The organism is Roseateles rivi, from assembly GCF_043555845.1.
GTDB lineage: Bacteria > Pseudomonadota > Gammaproteobacteria > Burkholderiales > Burkholderiaceae_C > Roseateles > Roseateles rivi.
In genome coordinates this window covers 165,505-185,651 of record NZ_JBIGHZ010000004.1, presented here as the reverse complement: position 1 = coordinate 185,651, position 20,147 = coordinate 165,505, and the positions used below count along the sequence as shown (strand labels likewise).

5 protein-coding genes are annotated in these 20,147 nt (G+C 66.1%); 4 read left to right on the top strand and 1 reads right to left on the bottom strand.

The window, feature by feature from the left end; all coding sequences use genetic code 11:
* Window positions 1–14: 14 nt before the first annotated feature.
* Window positions 15–497 (bottom strand): Lrp/AsnC family transcriptional regulator, encoded by a 483-nt coding sequence (locus tag ACG0Z6_RS11015; protein WP_394461309.1) that lies wholly within the window; start codon window positions 495–497, stop codon window positions 15–17.
* 119 nt (window positions 498–616) lie between these two features.
* On the opposite strand from ACG0Z6_RS11015, the gene hppD reads away from it, so the two are divergent.
* The 4 genes from hppD to ACG0Z6_RS10995 all read left to right on the top strand — a co-directional run bounded on the left by hppD (window position 617) and on the right by ACG0Z6_RS10995 (window position 20,130).
* A complete protein-coding gene (hppD, locus tag ACG0Z6_RS11010) occupies window positions 617–1,744 on the top strand; it encodes a 4-hydroxyphenylpyruvate dioxygenase (protein WP_394461307.1) in 1,128 nt (375 codons plus the stop codon).
* Between the two features lie 251 nt (window positions 1,745–1,995).
* Window positions 1,996–16,257, top strand: a complete 14,262-nt coding sequence (locus ACG0Z6_RS11005; protein WP_394461305.1) for a PA14 domain-containing protein — start codon at window positions 1,996–1,998, stop codon at window positions 16,255–16,257.
* 187 nt (window positions 16,258–16,444) lie between these two features.
* The gene (locus tag ACG0Z6_RS11000; RefSeq protein WP_394461303.1) at window positions 16,445–18,193 is read left to right on the top strand and encodes an ATP-binding cassette domain-containing protein; all 1,749 of its coding nucleotides are present in this window, start codon (window positions 16,445–16,447) and stop codon (window positions 18,191–18,193) included.
* Window positions 18,194–18,456: 263 nt separating this feature from the next.
* Entirely contained in the window at window positions 18,457–20,130 is a 1,674-nt protein-coding gene (locus ACG0Z6_RS10995; RefSeq protein WP_394461301.1) for a TolC family protein, read from the top strand.
* The last annotated feature ends 17 nt before the right edge of the window (window positions 20,131–20,147 follow it).

Sequence of the window (20,147 nt, the reverse complement as noted above, 5' to 3'; positions counted from 1 at the left end):
GCCCCATACCCGCGCTAGAGCGGCAGGGCCGTGGTGTCTTTGAGCCGCTCCAGCACAAAGCTGGTTTTGCAGTCCTGCACGCTGGGGTGGCGCAGCAGCGTGTCGCTGATGAAGCGCGCGTAGTGCGCCATGTCCTGCACCACCACGCGCAGCAAATAGTCCATCTCGCCCGTCAGCGCAGCGCACTCCACCACCTCCGGCCAGGTCTGCACGGCTGCGCGGAACAAGTCCATGGGCGTGCGCTTGTGGCTGTCGGTGTGCTTTTCCAAGCGCACATTGATGTAGGCCGTGAGGCCCAGACCCAGGTGCTGCGGGCTCAGCAGCGCCACGTAGCGGGCAATCACACCCGCCTCCTCCAGGCGGCGCACGCGGCGCAGCACGGCCGAGGCCGAGAGGTTGACCTGCGCGGCCAGGGTGTCGAAGGTCAGGCGACCGTCTTGCTGTAGCGCGGTCAGGATGCGCCGGTCTATGGCGTCAAGCTCGGTTGGCGTGCTCATGCGCTGATTTTTGCAGGATTCCTGCGCCACTTCGGCAATCAACGCTGCAAGACGCAGGATTTGTGCAAGCCCCCCTGCCTACAGTCTCACCCCAACACAAATCAATGCAGGAGACCGCCATGAGCGCATTCACCCCTTGGGACAACCCCATGGGCACCGACGGCTTTGAGTTCATCGAATTCGCCGCGCCCAACCCCGTGGAGCTGGGCCAGCTGTTCGAGACCATGGGCTTTGCCGCCGTGGCGCGCCACCGCCACAAGAACGTGACGCTGTACCGTCAGGGCGATGTGAACTTCATCATCAACGCCGAGACCGACAGCTTCGCCCAGCGCTTTGCGCGCCTGCATGGCCCCTCCATCTGCGCCATTGCCTTTCGCGTGAAGGACGCCGCCTTTGCCTACCAGCGCGCACTGGAACTGGGCGCCTGGGGCTTTGACAACAAGGCCGGCCCCATGGAGCTCAACATCCCGGCCATCAAGGGCATTGGCGACTCGCTGATCTACTTCGTCGACCGCTGGCAAGGCAAGAACGGCGCGCAGCCGGGCGAGATTGGCAATATCTCGATCTACGACGTGGACTTCGTGCCGCTGCTGGATGCAGCTGGCCAGCCCGTGAGCAGCCAGCACCGCGGTCACGGCCTGACCTATATCGACCACCTCACGCACAACGTCTTCCGCGGCCGCATGAAGGAGTGGGCGGACTTCTATGAGCGCCTCTTCAACTTCCGCGAAGTGCGCTACTTCGACATCGAAGGCAAGCTCACCGGCTTGAAGAGCAAGGCCATGACCAGCCCCTGCGGCAAGATCCGCATCCCCATCAACGAGAGCAGCGACGACAAGAGCCAGATCGCCGAGTACCTGCACCTCTACAACGGCGAGGGCATCCAGCACGTGGCCCTGGCCACGGACGACATCTACACCACGGTGCAGGACATGAAGACCACGGGCGTGGTGTTCCAAGACACCATCGAGACCTATTACGACCTGGTGGACAAGCGCGTGCCCAACCACGGCGAACGCCTGGACGAGCTCAAGCGCCTGCGCATCCTCATCGACGGCGCCGCCCACCTGGGCGCGGAGAAGGAACTGCTGCTGCAGATCTTCACCAAGGAAGTGATCGGCCCGATCTTCTTCGAGCTCATCCAGCGCAAGGGCAATGAGGGCTTTGGCGAAGGCAACTTCCAGGCCCTGTTCGAGAGCATCGAGCTGGACCAAATCCGCCGCGGCGTGCTGAGCCCCGCGACCTGAGCCTGACCCCCGCAGCGGCTCGCCGCTGCGCCGCAACGCCCCCCGATTTGGCGCAAGCCTGTCGGGGGTTTTCTTTTGCAGCCTGCCCCTCCACGATCACTTCGTGAAGTGCATCACGGCCTGCCCCCTCAAATAAGGGGTAGAAGCGAGAAATAGCGCGCATTCGTGCGTTTCACGGCCCATGCGGTCTCTTCAGCTCCATGCGATTCTGTCGAGCATAGAGGTTACCCCTGAGGGTGATGGAGCGTCCCGTGGCCAACGAAAAGAATGTCGTGATCAATCCTGGCACCGCCAAACAAGTGGTGCTGGGTATCTCAAAGGCCGCCGTGGCCAAAGTGGTGGTGATGGGCACGGACTTGGTCCTGCAGCTCAAAGACGGCAGCACCATGGTGCTGCGCGATGTGGCCCTGCGGCAAATGCTGGAACCCGACCTCAAGGTCGTGTTCAACGACCAAACCACCAACGCGGAAGACCTGTTCCGCGCGGTCGGCAAAGTCGACATGATCGACCAGCTGGCCCACCCCATGGTGAGCTCCACCCCCAAGGTGCCCGTGAGCGAGGAAACGGTGCGCAACGAGGCCGCCCCAGCTCAGGACTCGGTGGACCACACGCCCCAACCCACCCTGCCTCAGGCGCAGGGCATCGTCACCCCGGACTTGAGTGCCGCGGCCAGCAAGGAAGCTTCGCTCAAGTACTCACAGCCCCCCGCGGCACCCACGGTGGTTGTCAGTGCAGGCAAAGGCGATGCGCCCGCCACCACACCGGGCGGCCCCACCAACCCACCGGCCCCACCCAAGCCCGTAGACACCATTGGCGTGGGCGTGCAGGCCTATAACGTGACCGGGCAAAGCACCGGCTCGGACGCCAATGGCCGCGTCACCATCACTGGCGGCGGCGGCAGCTTGCGCTCAGCCACCGATTTCTCTGCCCCAGCACAAGCCGAGCGCGAACAGATCAAGGGCTCGGGCGAAGCCGAAGTCATGGTGGGCGACGACACCGCCTTGCTGGGCACAGGCTGGGCGCGCCAACTGGATTTGATGTTTTCCGCACGCGCCGCGCTGGAAGTCAAGAGCGTGACCCTGCGCGGTCTGCCACCAGACGTCACTGTGGTGGGCGGCACCCTCAACGGGGATGCCTGGAAGCTCGACATCGCGTCGGATCTGGCGGCCTCGGGGAACAAAATCTCCATCCGCCTGATGTACCCCGTGGCGTCGGATGAGACCCCGTTCACGCCGCGCAGCTTTGACCTGTCCATCGACGTCGCCGGCCTCATGGAAGGCAAGGGCATCACGGGCACACGCGTCATTCCCACCATCATTCAAGACGTGCGCAGCGCCGCAGACATGGTCTACGCCCCAGGCGGCAAAACAGGCTTGGTGCTGCCCGCCTTTGGTTTGGGTGACGACATCCGCGCCGGTGGCGGCAACGATGTGGTGCACGCGGGCTACGGCCATGACCTGGTCTACGGCGAGGCTGGCAATGACCTGCTCGAAGGCGAAGCCGGGGACGACACACTCAACGGCGGCACAGGCGGCGACACGCTGGACGGTGGCACAGGCAAAGACTGGGCCGACTACAGCGATTCGGCCGACGCCATCAAGATCGACCTGCAAGAAAAAACCGCCGACGGCGGCGACGCCGCGGGCGATGTGCTCAAGAACATCGAAAACCTCGCGGGCTCGCAGTTCAACGACACGCTCAGCGGTGACGCAGGCAACAACGCGCTGCGTGGGCAGGACGGCGACGATGTGCTCACCGGCCGCGCGGGCGCCGACACCCTGGACGGCGGCGAAGGCTTTGACACCGCCAGCTATCTGGGCAGCGCCACGGCCATCCAGGTCAACCTGGCCACTGGCGTTGGCACGGGCGGTGACGCCGAAGGCGATGTGCTGAGCAATATCGAAGCCGTCATCGGCGGCGAGGGCAACGACAAGATCACCGGCGACCGCCTCGAAAACATGCTCGACGGGCGCGGTGGCAACGACACGCTGGACGGCGGCGCGGGTGCCGACACCCTGCGCGGCGGTGCTGGCAACGACACCGTCACCTATGTGGCCTCGGCCGAAGGGGTGCGTGTGAGCCTGGAGACCGGCAAGGGCCTGGGCGGCGACGCCGAAGGTGACCGCCTCCAGGACGTCGAAAACCTGGTGGGCTCGCGCCTGGCCGACGAACTCACGGGCGACGCCAAGGCCAACCAGCTCAGCGGCGGCATGGGGGACGACTGGCTCGAAGGCGGTGCGGGGGCCGACACCCTCATCGGCGGCGAAGGCCACGACACCGCCAGCTACCTGGGCGCACTGGGCGCCGTCAATGCCAACCTCTCTGACGCCAGCGCCAACGTCGGCGACGCAGCGGGCGACAGCTACCAGAGCATCGAAAACCTCGAGGGCTCGGAGTACAACGACACGCTGACGGGCGACGACAACGCCAACGTGCTGATGGGCAACCCCGGCGACGACCAGCTCTTTGGTCGGGGGGGCAACGACACGCTCATTGGCGGCGCCGGGGCCGACATCATGGACGGTGGTGAGGGCGTGGACCTGGTGGACTACAGCGCCTCGACCTCCTCCGTCCAAGTCGATCTCAGCTTGGGCGGGCGCGGCGGTGACGCGACGGGCGATCAATACAGCAATATTGAAAACGTGCTGGGCACGCGCTACGCCGACAGCATCGTCGGCGACGCCAGCGCCAACGTGCTGGACGGTCAAAAAGGCGCCGACACACTCGAAGGCGGCGCCGGTGCAGACACCCTCATCGGCGGCGAAGGCTCAGACACAGCCAGCTACACGCGCAGCGGCGCAGCCGTGCGCGTCGACTTGGCCACCGGGGGGGCCGACGGCGGCGACGCCACGGGCGACAAGTACGAGTCCATCGAAAACCTCGCAGGCAGCCAGTTCGACGACCAACTCCAGGGTGACAACGCCAACAACCGCTTGCTCGGAGACGGCGGCAACGACTGGCTGGAAGGTCGCATGGGCAACGACACCCTGCGTGGCGACGACGGTGACGACACCCTCACCGGCGGCACAGGGGCCGACACCCTGGAGGGCGGCGCAGGCATCGACACCGCCGACTACCAAGCCTCGGCAGAAGCCGTGCACGTGGACCTCAGCAGCGGCAAAGGCCGGGGTGGCGACGCTGAGGGCGACCTGCTCAGCACCATCGAAAACATTGCGGGCTCAGCGGGCAACGACACGCTCTATGGCGACGCAGGGGCCAACCTGCTGAGCGGCCGTGCAGGCGACGACTGGCTCGAAGGCGGCAGCGGCGCCGACACCCTGGACGGCGGCGAGGGCAAAGACACCGCGGCCTACGGCCGCGCCACGGCCGGCGTGCTGGCCAATCTGGCGGACGCCAGCCACAACCTCGGCGATGCGGCGGGCGACCAGTACAGCAGCATCGAAAACCTCAGCGGCAGCGCCTTCAACGACACCCTCACGGGCGACTTGGGCGACAACCGCATCGCGGGCGATGCGGGCGACGACCTGATCGCCGGTGCTGCGGGCGCCGACACGCTCGATGGCGGCGAAGGCATTGACACCGCCACCTACATCGCCTCCGGGCGCGGTGTGAACGTCGACCTCTTTGCCAGCACCGCCAGTGGGGGCGACGCCACGGGCGACCTTCTCACCGGCATTGAAAACCTGACGGGCTCGAACTCGGCCGACCAACTGCGCGGCGACGCGGGCGTGAACGTGCTCAGCGGCATGGCCGGTGACGACGTGCTCGAAGGCCGCGGCGGCGCCGACGTGCTCGACGGTGGCGACGGCAGCGACACCGCCACCTACGCCAGCGCCAGCGCCGGGGTCTGGGCCGATTTGCTCACCCCCCGCATCAACGCGGGCGACGCGGCGGGCGACCAATACATCAGCATCGAAAACCTCAGCGGCAGCGCACTGAACGACACCCTGGCGGGCGACGATGCCGACAACCGCCTCAGCGGCCAAGCGGGCAACGACGTGCTCATCGGTGGCCTGGGGGCCGACGTGCTCGATGGCGGCGAAGGCAACGACACCGCCAGCTACCAACGTGCCGCCGTGGGCGTCAACGCCAGCCTGGCCACACCCGACAGCAACACCGGCGAGGCTGCGGCTGACCAGTACGTCAGCATCGAAAACCTCACCGGCAGCACCTTTGCCGACACCCTCACGGGCGACACTGGCGACAACCGCCTCAGCGGCCTGGCTGGCAACGACCTGCTGGTGGGCGGTGCGGGCGCCGACACGCTCGATGGCGGCGAGGGCACCGACACCGTCACCTACGCAGTGGCCACCGATGCGGTGGTGGTCAACCTCACCACAGGCAAAGGCGCCGGGGCCGAAGCAGAGGGTGACAAGCTGCTTGGGGTCGAAAACCTCATCGGTTCGGAATTCAACGACCAGCTCACAGGCTCGGAAGACGCCAATGTGCTGGAAGGCGGACTGGGCAACGACACGCTCGAAGGGGCCGCTGGCGCCGACACCCTCATCGGCGGCCAGGGCGTGGACACCGCCAGCTACACGGGCGCCACGGCAGGCGTCACGGCCAGCTTGCTGGATGCGGCCGACAACGTTGGCGACGCCCAGGGCGACCTCTACACCAGCATTGAAAACCTGCAAGGCAGCGCCAATGCCGACACCCTGATCGGCGACGGCGCCAACAACCGCTTGAGCGGCGGCGATGGCGACGACACCCTCATGGGCGGCACCGGTGCCGACACGCTCGATGGCGGCGACGGCAACAACACCGCCAGCTACACCAATGCCAGCGCGGGCGTGGTGGCCAACCTGACCCTGCCCGCCACCAACAGCAGCGATGCCCAGGGCGATGTCTACATCAACATCGCCAACCTCAGCGGCTCCGCCTTTGACGACCAACTCAGCGGCGATGCCGCCGCCAACCGCCTGCTCGCTGGCGCGGGCAACGACACGCTGCAAGGCGGCGCGGGCGCCGACACCCTGGACGGTGGCGCAGGCATAGACACCGCCAGCTACGCGGGCTCTGGCCTGGGCGTGAACGTCAACCTCAGCACCGGGCTGGGCCAGGGCGGCGACGCCCAGGGCGACCGCCTCTCCAACATCGAAAACCTGGTGGGCTCGGTGCGCGCCGATGCGCTCACCGGCAGTGCGCTGGCCAACCGCATCGAAGCCAGCGGCGGCGACGACACGCTGGATGGCGGCGCAGGCGACGACACCCTGCTCGGCGGCGAGGGTGACGACAACTACATGCTGGACAGCCAAGGCGACGTGGTGATTGAAAACGGCGCTGAAGGCACCGACACCGTGCGCACCAGCGTCAGCTACACCCTGGTGGCCAACGTCGAAAACGGCGTGCTGCTGGGCACCAACGACCTCAACCTCAGCGGCAACGAGCTGGACAACCAACTCACTGGCAACGACGGCAACAACCTCATCGACGGCAAAGCCGGTGCCGACAGCATGGCCGGGGGCCTGGGTGACGACACCTACGTCGTCGACAACACCGGCGACGGGGTCACCGAGCAAGCCGACGCCGGGCGCGACCTGGTGCTCTCCAGTGTCAGCTACTCGCTATCAGACAACGTCGAGGACATCACCCTCACCGGCGCGGGCGCGATCAACGCCACGGGCAATGCCCTCAACAACGTGCTCACCGGCAACACCGGCAACAACCGCCTGGACGGTGGCGCCGGGGCCGACCAAATGCGCGGCGGCCAAGGCGACGACACCTATGTGGTGGACCACGCCGGTGATGTCGTCACCGAGCTCGTCAGCGAGGGCACGGACACCGTGCGCTCCTCCATCGGCTACACCCTCACCGCCAACGTCGAAAACCTCGTGCTCACCGGCGGTGCGGCCATCAACGCCACCGGCAACGCCCTGAACAACGTCATCAGCGGCAACAGCGGCGCCAACCAAATCGACGGCGGCGCGGGCGCCGACACCATGGCCGGGGGCGCGGGCGACGACAGCTACAGCGTGGACGACGCAGGCGATGTCGTCACCGAGGCCGCAGGCGAAGGCAGCGACAGCATCACCGCCAGCGTGAGCTACACGCTCGCGGACAACGTCGAGAACCTCACCCTCACCGGCATCGACAACCTCAACGCCACGGGCAATGCGCTGGACAACCAGCTCACCGGCAACGACGGCGACAACATCATCGACGGCGCCGCCGGGGCCGACACCATGACCGGCGGGCGCGGCAACGACACCTACTACGTTGACAGCAGCAGCGACCGCGTCAACGAGCTCATGGCTCAGGGCACCGACCAAGTCTTTGCCAGCGCCAGCTTTGTGCTGTCGGACAACATCGAGAACATCACCCTCACAGGCGTGGGCACCATCAACGCCACGGGCAATGCGCTGGACAACCGCCTGGTGGGCAACAGCGGCAACAACGTGCTCGACGGCGGCGCCGGGGCCGACACCATGGCAGGCGGCGACGGCGACGACACCTACGCGGTGGACAACGTCAACGACGTCGTCAGCGAATACGCCAACCAGGGTACCGATACGCTGCGCAGCACACTGTCCTACACCCTGGGTGACAACCTGGAAAACCTGGTCTTGCTGGGCAACGGCGACCTCACGGGCACGGGCAATGCCCTGAACAACCAGATCTCCGGCAACGATGGCAGCAACATCATTGATGGCGGCGCGGGCTCTGACGTCATGGCCGGTGGCCTGGGCGATGACGTTTACTACGTCGACAACACGGCAGACCAAGTCATTGAAGGCGGCAACGAAGGCAACGACCGCGTCTACGCCAGCGTCAGCTACACCTTGGCGGCCAATATCGAGCGCCTCACGCTGACCGGGTTCAACAGCGTCGATGGCACCGGCAACACGCTGAACAACACGCTGGACGGCAACAGCGGCAACAACGTGCTCGACGGCGGCGCGGGCAACGACACCATGACCGGTGGCGCAGGCAACGACACCTATGTGGTGGACAGCGCCGCAGACCAAATCAGCGAAGACCCCGGCAACGGCATCGACACCGTGCGCGCCAGCGTGAGCTGGACCCTGGGCAACAACCTCGAAAACCTCACCCTGACGGGCAGCGGCAGCCTCAACGGCACGGGCAACAGCCTGGCCAACCAGATCACCGGCAACGGGGGCGACAACGTGCTGACGGGCGGCGGCGGGGCCGACACACTGGACGGCGGCGCCGGGGCCGACACCTTTGTGCTGGGGGATTTGAACTTCGTCACCGCCACCGGTGGGGCGGGCTTTGACACCGTCAAGCTCGACGGCACGGCCGCCAGCAACCCGCCACTGACTGGGCTGGCCAACCAACTCATCAACATCGAAGCCCTGGACTTCAGCGGCAGCCAAACCGACTACATCACCCTGCCTTCGAGCTTGGTGAACGCGCCAGGCTTTGTCGGGTCCGACAGTGGTGGCCGCCTGGAAGTGCTGGGCGACGGCGTGGCCAGCCTGGGCGGGCGCGACGTGCTGCTGCTGTCCAGCTCCGAATACAACAACGTCACCGACCTGAGCAACGCCTCGGCCATCACGCTGCACTCGGGCGTCGCCGGGCGCTTGATCACCCCCACCAGCCCAGGCCTGCTGAACCTGGCCGTGAGCGACAACCTGCAGGTGCTGCCCGCCATGTCCGATCTGGACAACTGGGGCCGCGTGGCCGACCCCAGCCTGAGCCAGGCCAGCGGCATGTTGAGCTGGCTGGACGCCAGCGACGTGGACGGCGACGGCGTGGTCGAAGGCATCAACGAAACCGGCCTGGTGGCCGGCAACAAGCTCACCACTTGGGTGGACAAGAGCGGCAACGGCTACAACTTCACGCAAACCACCTCCGGCAACCAGGCCGTGCTCAACACCACGGCCGTGAATGGCCGTGACGCGCTGCTTTTCAGTGGTGGGCAGGTCTATCTGAGCGGCCTCAACCTGGGGCGCGACTACTCCATCATCGTGGTGGGCACCCCCAACAGCGGCACCCAGGGGCGCTTGATTTCGGCCTCGGACAACAACTCGCTGATCGGCACCTGGAGCAACACCCAGGACAATATGTATGTCAGCGGCTGGGTCACCGGCGCGGGCCTGCACACCGTCACCCAGGCCACCCAAATCTTCACCGGCACCAGCTACCAGGCCACCAATGGCAGCAATGGCACGGCCGCGCTGTACAACGGCGTGGCGCTGCAGGGCAGCAACACCAATACCGGCAACTGGGGCACCATGACGGTGGGCGGTGCCCTGCAGTGGAGCGAGTACTTCCGCGGCTATGTCTCCGAAGTGGTGGTGCTGGACCACAGCGCCGGGGTGTTTGAGCGCCAAATCTTGCTCAACAGCCTCAGCCCCAAGTGGGCGGCCACCACCTCCTACACGGCCCCCTCGGTCTCGCTGCTGGGCAGCATTGCGGGCGATGCCAGCTGGTCCCAGGCGCGCCTGGCCTTTGGCAGCACGGGTGCTGACACCCTCACGGCCAGCTACACCGGCACCAGCTCGCGCGGCACGGGCTTGCTCGACGCCGTGGTGTTTGGCGGCGACGGCAACGACACCCTCACCGGCGGCGGTCGCAATGACGCCCTCTTTGGCGGCGCAGGCAACGACAGCCTGGTGGGCGGCAGCGGTGCCGCCTGGCTGGCCGGTGGCGCGGGCGACGACAGCTATGTCGTCAGCAACATGGACCACACCGTCTACGAACTGGCCAGCCAGGGCACCGACACCGTGCGGGCCGGTGTCTCCTACGTGCTGCCCAAAAACGTTGAAAACCTCGTGCTCACGGGCACCTCCGCGCTCAACGGCACAGGCAATGCCCTGGCCAACACCATCACCGGCAACTCTGCCAACAACCTCATTGACGGCAAGGCCGGTGCCGACACCCTGGTGGGCGGCGCAGGCGACGACACCTACTACGTCGACAACGTCGGCGACGTAGTCACCGAAAACGCCAGCGAGGGCACAGACCAGGTCTACGCCTGGGCCAACTTCACACTGCCTGCCAATGTGGAGAACGGCTTCATTGCCACCAGCACGGTGGTCAGCGGTGTGCTGACTCCCGTCAGCAATGTCCGCCTCGACGGCAATGCCCTGGCCAACGATTTGAGCTTCAACACCACCGGCAGCAGCAACACCCTGGCCGGGGCCGCAGGCGACGACTTCTACCGCCTCTACAGCAACAGCACCGGCGCCTTTCCCACGGGCTGGAGCGTGGTGGAAAACGCCAGCGAAGGCAACGACACCCTTTGGGTTTCACGCAGCAACGGCACGATTGGCAATGTGCTGAGCCTCACCATACCCAGCAATGTCGAGACCTTGGATCTGTGGAACGCCTACTACGTCAACGGCGTGGGCAGCACGGGCAACGACACCTTGGTAGGTGCCGGCAACGTCCAATGGGCGTATCAAACCCTCACGGGCTTGACGGGGGACGACACCTACCGCATCTACGCCTACCGCACCACGGCCGTGGAGGCTGCGGGCGAGGGCACCGACACCGTGGAGCTGCGCAACAACTTCGACTGGTGGCTGGACGCCAACGTTGAAAACCTCAACGCCAGCTTCATCAGCTACAGCGCACGCCTGACTGGCAACGCCCTGGCCAACACCATCACCGGCGGCAGCGGCAACAACATCCTGGATGGGGGCACCGGGGCCGACACCCTGGCCGGGGGCACGGGGGACGACACCTATGTGGTGGACAACGCCGCCGATTCGGTCTCTGAAGCCGCCAACGCAGGCACCGACAGCGTGCAAACCACGCTGGCCACCTACACCCTGGGCAGCAACGTCGAGAACCTGCGCTTTACCGCCACCACCAACAACACCGGCACCGGCAACACGCTGAACAACCTGCTCGAAGGCGCCGCAGGCGCCGACAGCCTCAGTGGCCTGGACGGCAATGACACCCTTTTTGGCGGCGGCAACGGGGCCGACACCCTGCTGGGCGGCAATGGTGACGACCTGCTTAAGAGCGCGGCCTACACCATCGGCCGCATGGGGCTGCGCACGGAGTACTACAACAACACCTATTCGTTCTCCACCATCAACTACATCAGCTACGAAAACCCCAACCAGAACTGGGGCACGGCATGGCCCAACATCCTGACGGGCAGCGACAACTACTGCACGCGCTGGCTGGGCCAGCTCAACCTCAGCCCGGCCGAAGCAGGCACCTACAACTTCAAGATTGCCGCTGACCAATACGCCCGGTTGTGGGTGGACGGCGTGCTGGTGGCAGACAGCTACACCGCGCTCAACACCAGCGGGGACGTCACCCTCACGGCCGGGGCTCACGACATCCGCATCGAGTACACGGAAATCTCCGGCAATGCCAGCCTGAGCTGGCAGTGGAAGCAGTCGGCAGCCACCACTTGGGCCGATGTACCCACCGACCACCTCAGCTGGGGCCCGGCCCCCATTGCCGCAGACACGGCGGGTGACAGCCTGGACGGTGGCGCGGGCAACGACACCCTGCTGGGCGGCCAGGCCAACGACACCCTGCAAGGCGGCGACGGCAACGATTGGCTGGAAGGCGCCAGCGGCGTGGACAGCCTGGTGGGGGGCCTGGGCAACGACGTGCTGCGCTCTGCACGCGAGGCGCAGGTCTACCAAGGGCTCAAAGCCGAGTATTTCAACAGCAGCAACTTGCTGGTGGAACAAAACCCCAACTGGGTGCGCCAGGAAACCCCCAATTTCAACTGGGGCACTGCCGCGCCAGACGCCTTGATTGGCGCTGACAACTTCACCGTGCGCTGGACGGGTGACATCAACATTGGCGCCTCGGAGGCAGGCCTGATCACCTTCGGCGCGATCATCGACGACCGGGTGCGCCTGTTCATCGACGACCAACTAGTCTTGAGCCGCGACAGCGCCCTGGCCACCGTGGCCGACGGCACCCCTGTGAACCTCTCGGAGGGCAAGCACCGCATCAGGATCGAATACGTTGAAGGCGGTAGCAATGCCGCCATGCAACTGCAGTGGAAGCTGGCGGGCCAAACCACCTACAGCGACATCACGGCCGACCACTTCAGCTACACCGCCCAAACCGCTGCAGGCGACACCCAGGGCGACATGCTGCAAGCTGGCGCGGGCGACGACTACCTGCAGGGCGGCGGCGGCACCGACACCCTGCAAGGCGGCGCGGGCAACGACACCTATGTGGTGAACGACACCGCTGACACCCTGACGGAAAACGCCGCCGAAGGCACCGACACCGTGCAGGCCAGCGTGAGCTGGGACATCAGCGCCTCGCCCAACCTCGAAAACATCGCCCTCACGGGCAGCAGTGCCATCAACGCCACGGGCAACAGCGGCGCCAACGTGCTCACCGGCAACCTGGGGGCCAACCTGCTGAACGGCGGCGGCGGCAACGACACCTTGAACGGCTGGGGCGGTGCGGACACGCTCGAAGGCGGCCTGGGCGACGACAAACTCCTGGCCGACGGCGGCTCCACCCTGCGCGGCGGCGACGGCAACGACACCCTGACCTTGGGCAAAGACTGGGCCCCCACCGCCCTGGGCAACCAGCTGGCGATGTGGCTGGATGCGGCCGACCTCAACGGCAACGGCCTGCGCGAGGGTGCGGCCGAAACCGGCGTGGTCGATGGCCGTGTGGTGATGTGGGCAGACAAGTCCGGCAAGGGCAACCATGCCTACAACCTCTTGCCCAACGGCGTGGGCAACTCCGCGCCGACCTTCGAAGCCAAGGGCCTCAATGGCCTGCCCACCCTGCGCTTTGACGGCTTGGACGACATGCTGCGCGTGCCCACGCTCAACATTGGCAGCGACACCATTGCCGTCAACGCCATGTGGATGCAAAACACCACTGACACCCAGTACATGCCCTTCACCTATGGCACCACGGGCTTTTCGTTCTTGGCCGACCAGGGCGGCAGTGGCATCAACAACGTCAACTACTGGAGCGCTGCCCAAACCTACTACAGGGACGGCAACACCCTCAACACCGCCAGCCGGGCCACCATCTACACCGACCTCAATGGCGCGGCCCATGGCGTGGCCACCTTGGGGCTGTTGCGCAACGTCGCGGACATGCGCATTGGCGGCGGCTCGACGTGGGGCACGGGCTGGTACTACAGCGGGCAGTTTGGCGACTACATCCTGACCACCGGCACCCTCAGCGATGCCGACCGCCAACTGCTGGAAGGCTTTATGGCCTGGAAATGGGGCACGCAAAACCTGCTGTCAGCCACCCACCCCTACAAGAACGCAGCCCCCATCTTGGCCGCCAGCATCGGCGGCACGCTCGACGGTGGCGCAGGCAACGACACCCTGACCGGCGGCAATGGCGACGACACGCTCATTGGTGGCGCAGGCAATGACAGCCTGGTGGGCGGCTTGGGCAACGATGTCTATGACCTGGACAACGCCAGCGACGTGGTGGTGGAAGCCGCCAATGCGGGCACCGACACCGTGCAGGCCAACTTCAACTACACCCTGGGCACCAACCTCGAGAACCTCACCCTCACCGGCAATTCCGCCCTCAATGGCACCGGCAACGCCCTGAACAACGTGCTGACCGGCAACAGCGCCAACAACCAGCTCGACGGCGGCGCGGGCAACGACACGCTGGACGGCGGCGCCGGGGCCGACACCCTGATTGGCGGCACCGGCGACGACGTCCTTGTGGTGGACGACGCCAACGATGTGGTGACCGAAAACGCAGGCGAAGGCACCGACACCGTTCGCGCCAGCCTCAGCTACACCCTGGGCGCCAATCTCGAGAACCTCACCCTCACCGGCACGGCGGACTTGAACGGCACGGGCAATGCCCTGGCCAACGTCATCACCGGCAACAGCGGCAACAACACGCTCGATGGCGGCGCGGGTGCCGACACCCTCATCGGCGCTGCTGGCAACGACAGCTACCTGGTCGACAACGTCGGCGACGTGGTCACCGAAAACGCAGGCGAAGGCAGCGACACCGTGCAAGCCAGCGTGAACTACACCCTGAGCGCCAACGTCGAGAACCTCACCCTCACCGGTACGGGCAACTTGAACGGCACGGGCAACGAGGTGGCCAACGTCATCACCGGCAACGCGGGCAACAACACGCTCGATGGCGGCACGGGCGCGGACACCCTCATCGGCGGCGCAGGCAACGACAGCTACAGCGTCGACAACGTGGGCGATGTGGTGACCGAAAGTGCAGCGCAAGGCACCGACACCGTGCAGGCCAGTGTGAGCTACACCCTGAGCGCCAACGTCGAGAACCTCACCCTCTCGGGCATGGCCGACTTGAACGGCACGGGCAACAGCCTGAACAACGTCATCACCGGCAACGCGGGCAACAACACGCTCGATGGCGGCGCGGGCGCCGACACCCTGGCAGGCGGCACGGGCAACGACAGCTACGTGCTCGACAGCACCGGCGACGTCGTGACCGAAAACGCCGGCGAAGGCACCGACACCGTGCAGGCCAACTTCAGCTACACGCTGGGTGCCAACCTCGAGAACCTCACCCTCACCGGCACGGCCAACCTGAACGGCACGGGCAATGCGCTGTCCAACCTCATCACCGGCAACAGTGGCAACAACACGCTCGATGGCGGTGCGGGTGCCGACACCCTCATTGGCGCTGCAGGCAACGACAGCTACTTCGTCGACAACGTCGGCGACGTGGTGACCGAAAACGCGGGCGAAGGCAGCGACACCGTGCAAGCCAGCGTGAGCTACACCCTGAGCGCCAATGTCGAAAACCTCACCCTCACCGGCAGTGCCGACTTGCACGGCACAGGCAATGGCCAGGACAACCTCATCACCGGCAACAGCGGCAACAACACCCTCAACGGCGATGCGGGTGCCGACACCCTGACCGGCGGCGCGGGCAACGACACGCTCGACGGCGGTGCAGGCAACGATGTCTATGTCTTCGGCCGCGGCGACGGGCAGGACTGGGTGAGCAGCTCGACGGACACCACCGCAAACAAAGTCGACACCCTGCACCTGGGCACGGGCATCAGCACGGGTGATGTGTACCTGCAACTGGACGGCGAGAACCTGCTGCTGTCCATCAACGGCAGCACCGACCAAATCGCCTTCGAGGGCTTTATGGTCAACGGCAGCGTGGGGCACAGCGGCAACCCGCTGCAGCAAATCGTCTTCACTGACGGCACCACCTGGGGGCTGACGGACATCGTGAACCGCTTGCCCGAGCCCGGCGCCGGCGCTTCAGGCCTGCCCGAGGCACCGTCCAGGGTCACCGCCGCTGCCGGTGCCGATGGCGACGCTGCCGCGACCCATGCACCCGCCGCGCAAGCCCCGGCTGCGCAGTACCAACCCGCGCACGACCTCATCGACCTGCAGTCCTTCAGCGCTACACCAAACAGCAGCACGGGCAGCACGGGCAGCACCGGATGGTCTTGGCATGACGCCCTGCACAACGCCGATGCAGCAGAGGCTAGCGTCGTGTGGCAACCGGGTGTGGGGCTGACCTACCAAAGCGCCACGGCCACCAGCGCCGCCGCGCCTGCCCAGCCCAGCGAACCGCTCGACACCTGGCAGGAGCCCACGGTGGCGGTTCATGCGACCTTGCAAGACCTGCTGCACCAGGCCCAGCTGTTGCATTAAGCACGGCCACTCCCCCCCGAAAGGGGTCAGATGTGAGAAATCTCACGAACTTCCACATCTGACCCCGAGCAAAAAGCGCCTCGGCTCACAAATGCGTGGTCTTGAGGCACTTTTTGACCCTTAAGTGCGAATAGCAGTACGCACAATGGGGCATCCGCACAAAAAGTGCGCGCAAAACGGAGGGGACGTGAACAAGCTGGCTATCAGGCTGTTTTTGCGACGCAACGCCAAGCACCTGGCTGAGCTGGGATTTGCCAGCCTGCTGATCAATCTGATCATGCTGGGCATGCCGTTGTTCTCCATGCTGGTGTACGACAAGGCGATCGGCAACCAGGTTCACGACACCCTCTGGGCCCTGGCCATCGGCATGGCCTTGATCACCGCCATCGAAGGCCTGTTGCGCTGGTCGCGTGCGCTGATGCTGGAGCATGCGGGGGCACGTTGGGACGCCTTCCTGGACGAACGCCTCATGCGCGGCGTGCTGCAAGCCCCCCTGACCCGCCAGCTCGTGCCCGCCGAAGTCATGGCCCGCATGCGCGAAGTCTCGCAAAGCCGCGATGCGCTCTCCGCGCAAAGCCTCATGGGCTGGGCCGATCTGCCCTTTGTGCTGCTGTTTGCCCTGGCCATGGCCATCATCGCCGGGCCCCTCGTGTTCATCCCCTTGGCGCTGGGGCTGGGTTTGATGGCCTTGGGCCAGCTCTTTCACGCCCTGGCCCACCGCCGCCAGACCGACGCCAACACCGTCACCCGCCACAAGCTGCAATTGCTCATGGACGTGCTGCTGGCACGCGACGCGCTGCACGGCCGGCTGCGCGCGGTGCAAGCCCTCAAGAGCTATCGCGAGCAAGCCCTGCACAGCGCCAAAGCCAGTGCCCGTGCGCGCTGGTGGCAACAGCTGCAAAGCCAAACCATGCCCCTGGTGGTGACCATGAACTCGGTGCTGGTGCTGGTGGTGGGCGTGTACATGATTGAAGCCCAAACCCTCTCCGTGGGCGGGCTCATCTCCGCCAACCTTTTGGCCATGCGTCTGCTCTCGGCGATGTGCACCGTGGCACCGCTGTGGAACCGCTGGAGCGAGCTTCAACAAGCGCTCACCGAGCTGGGCAAAACCGTGGAACTCAAAGTCCCCCCGCTGCTGCCGCAAGAGGCCATGGCCACAGCGCTGGCCAGCGAGGGCCTGTGCCTGGAGGGCCTGCAATTCACCTACCCCGGCAAAGACCGCCCAGCCCTGAACCAGCTCAATGTGCAGCTGCGTGCCAACGGCCTGGTGGCCGTGGTGGGCGGTTCGGGCTCGGGCAAGAGCAGCCTGCTCAAAGTGCTGGCTGGGCAACTGCCCCACACCGCCGGACGCTACAGCTTTGGCGCCCACCTCATTGACAGCGACGAGCAACGCCTGTGGCTGTGCCGCCAAGTCATGCACAAACCCCAGGACCCCAGCTTTTTGGGCGGCACGGTGCGCGACATCGTGGCTGGGGGTGACTTGCAGGCCACAGACGAGGCCATCACCACGGCGCTGCGCCAAGCGGGGCTGGGCCCCATGCTGGAGCGCGGCGAGCTGGGCTTGAACTCCCTCATCGGCACCAATGGTCTGGGCCTCTCCGGCGGCCAACGCCAGATGCTGGCCCTGGCCAGCTGCTTCCACGGTGCCAGCGCCGTGCTGCTGTTGGACGAGCCCACCCTGGGGCTGGACCGCCAGGCGCAAGACCGGCTCATCCAAACCCTGCAGACCCTGAGCAAGGAGCGCTGCGTGCTCATCAGCACCCACGCCGCCGAACTCATCAACATGGCCGACCGCGTGCTGGTGCTGGACCGGGGCCAACTCGTGGCCGATGGCCACCCCAGCCAGCTCATGCCCACGCGCCCCGCCGGCGCGGCACAAACCACGGGACGAATGGTCGTAACCACAGCTCAAGCTGAAGACAGCGGGACTCTTTGATCATGCAATCACGCCTCACCCTCGCACTGCTGATACAGCTCGGCCTGCTGATGCCTCCGAACGGCTTTGCACACATCAAGGCAGCAACTGAACAGACCGCGCCAGAAACACCTGAAGAGCCCCCAGCGGAGCCTGAAGCCCCGGCCTCCGCAGCCTCCGCGCCACAAAGCCCCGAGGCACCGGCGTCAGCTGCGTCTGCGCCTACAGCGCCTGCTGCACCTGCTGCACCTGCTTCGGCGGCTTCTGCCGCCTCAGAGGCTGCAGTGGCAGACACCACACCGCTGGCCCAGCCCGAAGCTCCGGCCGCAGCCAGCCAGCCCGCCGCGGCCCCCACCCCAACCAAGCCTGAGCTGGCAGCGCCTGCACTGGTGGCCGGGGTGTCCAAGGTGCGCGATGGGATCACGCGCATGATCTTGGACGTCGGGCTGCCGCTGCGCGAGGTGGAAAAGCGTGTCTTGGCCGCCCGTGCCGCAGGTGCTGCGACCGGCCAAGCCAATGCCGCACGCCGCCAAAACCTGCGCCGCGCAGCCACAACGCAAGAGGCCGCGCAGCCCGCTGAACCAGCTGCCAGTGCGGCCGAGGCAGCGTCTGCCCCGCAGGCCAGCAGCGACGCCACGCAAGACGGTCAGCGCCGCCCGCGCGCTCAAGACTTGGCCGGTGTGCTGGGCCTGCCCAACACGCTGGCGCTGAGCGACGGCGTCAGCACCGGCACCCCGCTCAACCTCTGGCAAGCCATGGCGCTGGGCATTGACAACAGCCTGGATGTGCAGGCCTCCAAGCACCGCAAAGACTCCTACAACGAAACGGCGCGTGCCGCTCGCGGTGCCTTGCTGCCGCGCCTGGATGGCCGCGTAGGCATTGGCCGCGGTCGGCTCGAGAGCGAGCAGCCCTGGACCCTGCGCGAACGCAAGGATGGCTCCATCATCCTGCGCCAATCGCTGCTGGACATGGCCGCACGCACCGAATACCAACGCCAAGGCACGCTGGCTGCCTCCACGGATTTCCAGCTGCAAGGCGCCATCTCCAACGCCGGCCTGGATGTGGCCTCGACCTACCTGCAAACCCTGCAAAGCCGCCTGGCGGTGGAACTCAACAAGGACTACGAGTTGCTGTTGGGCGAACTGCTGGACTACGTGAGCAAGCGCGCCAGCGCCGGGGGCACCAGCGGGGCAGAGCGCGACCGTGTGCGTGCCCGTGTGGCCAATGCGCGCTCACAACTGGCCGATGCGCGTGCTGGATTGCGCAGTGCCACCCAGCGGCTCAACAGCTTGGTGGGCCAATCCACGTCAGAGTTGAGCCTGACCCCGCCCGAAGAGTTTTTGATCCCTGCCGACATGGACAGCGCCGCCCGCGAGGCCCATGGTTACAACCCGGACCTGATCGCCACCCGCACCGAAGCCGAAGCCATGCGGCTGGAGGCCACCTCGCACCAGGACAAGTTCCTGCCGCGTGTGGAGCTGGAGCTCAGCCATACGCGGGGCATCAACAGCTCGGGCACGGCCAGCTACAGCCGTGACTCCAAGGCCATGGTCACCATGACCTGGTCGCTGCTCAACGGCGGCGCGGACTGGGCGCAAAACCGCGCCGCACTGGCACGCATGCGCGAGCGCCAAGCCAACGCCGACGCCTCGCAGCGCAAGCTCGAACAAGAGCTCGAAGCCACCTATGCCGCGCTGGACGCGGTGGCCGAGCGCTACCAATCGCTGCGCGAAGAGCTGCAAGCCAACCGCACCGTGGTGGATGCCTTCCGCGCCCAGATGGTGGGCGGCACGCGCCAACTGCTGGATGTGCTGGACGCCTACCAGCGCCTGCACCAAAACAAGACCGAGCTCGTGCAGCTGTGCATCACCGAGCTGCAAAACCACGTCAAGGTGGCGCACCTCACCGGGCGCCTGGTTCAACACTTTGGAGCGAGCAGCGCTCGCCCCACGCCCTGATTCAAACGGAGACTCCA

Excerpts from the sequence above, each read along its gene's own strand:
- ACG0Z6_RS11015 (WP_394461309.1), bottom strand. The coding sequence starts at position 497 with ATGAGCACGCCAACCGAGCTTGACGCCATAGACCGGCGCATCCTGACC.
- hppD (WP_394461307.1), top strand. The coding sequence starts at position 617 with ATGAGCGCATTCACCCCTTGGGACAACCCCATGGGCACCGACGGCTTT.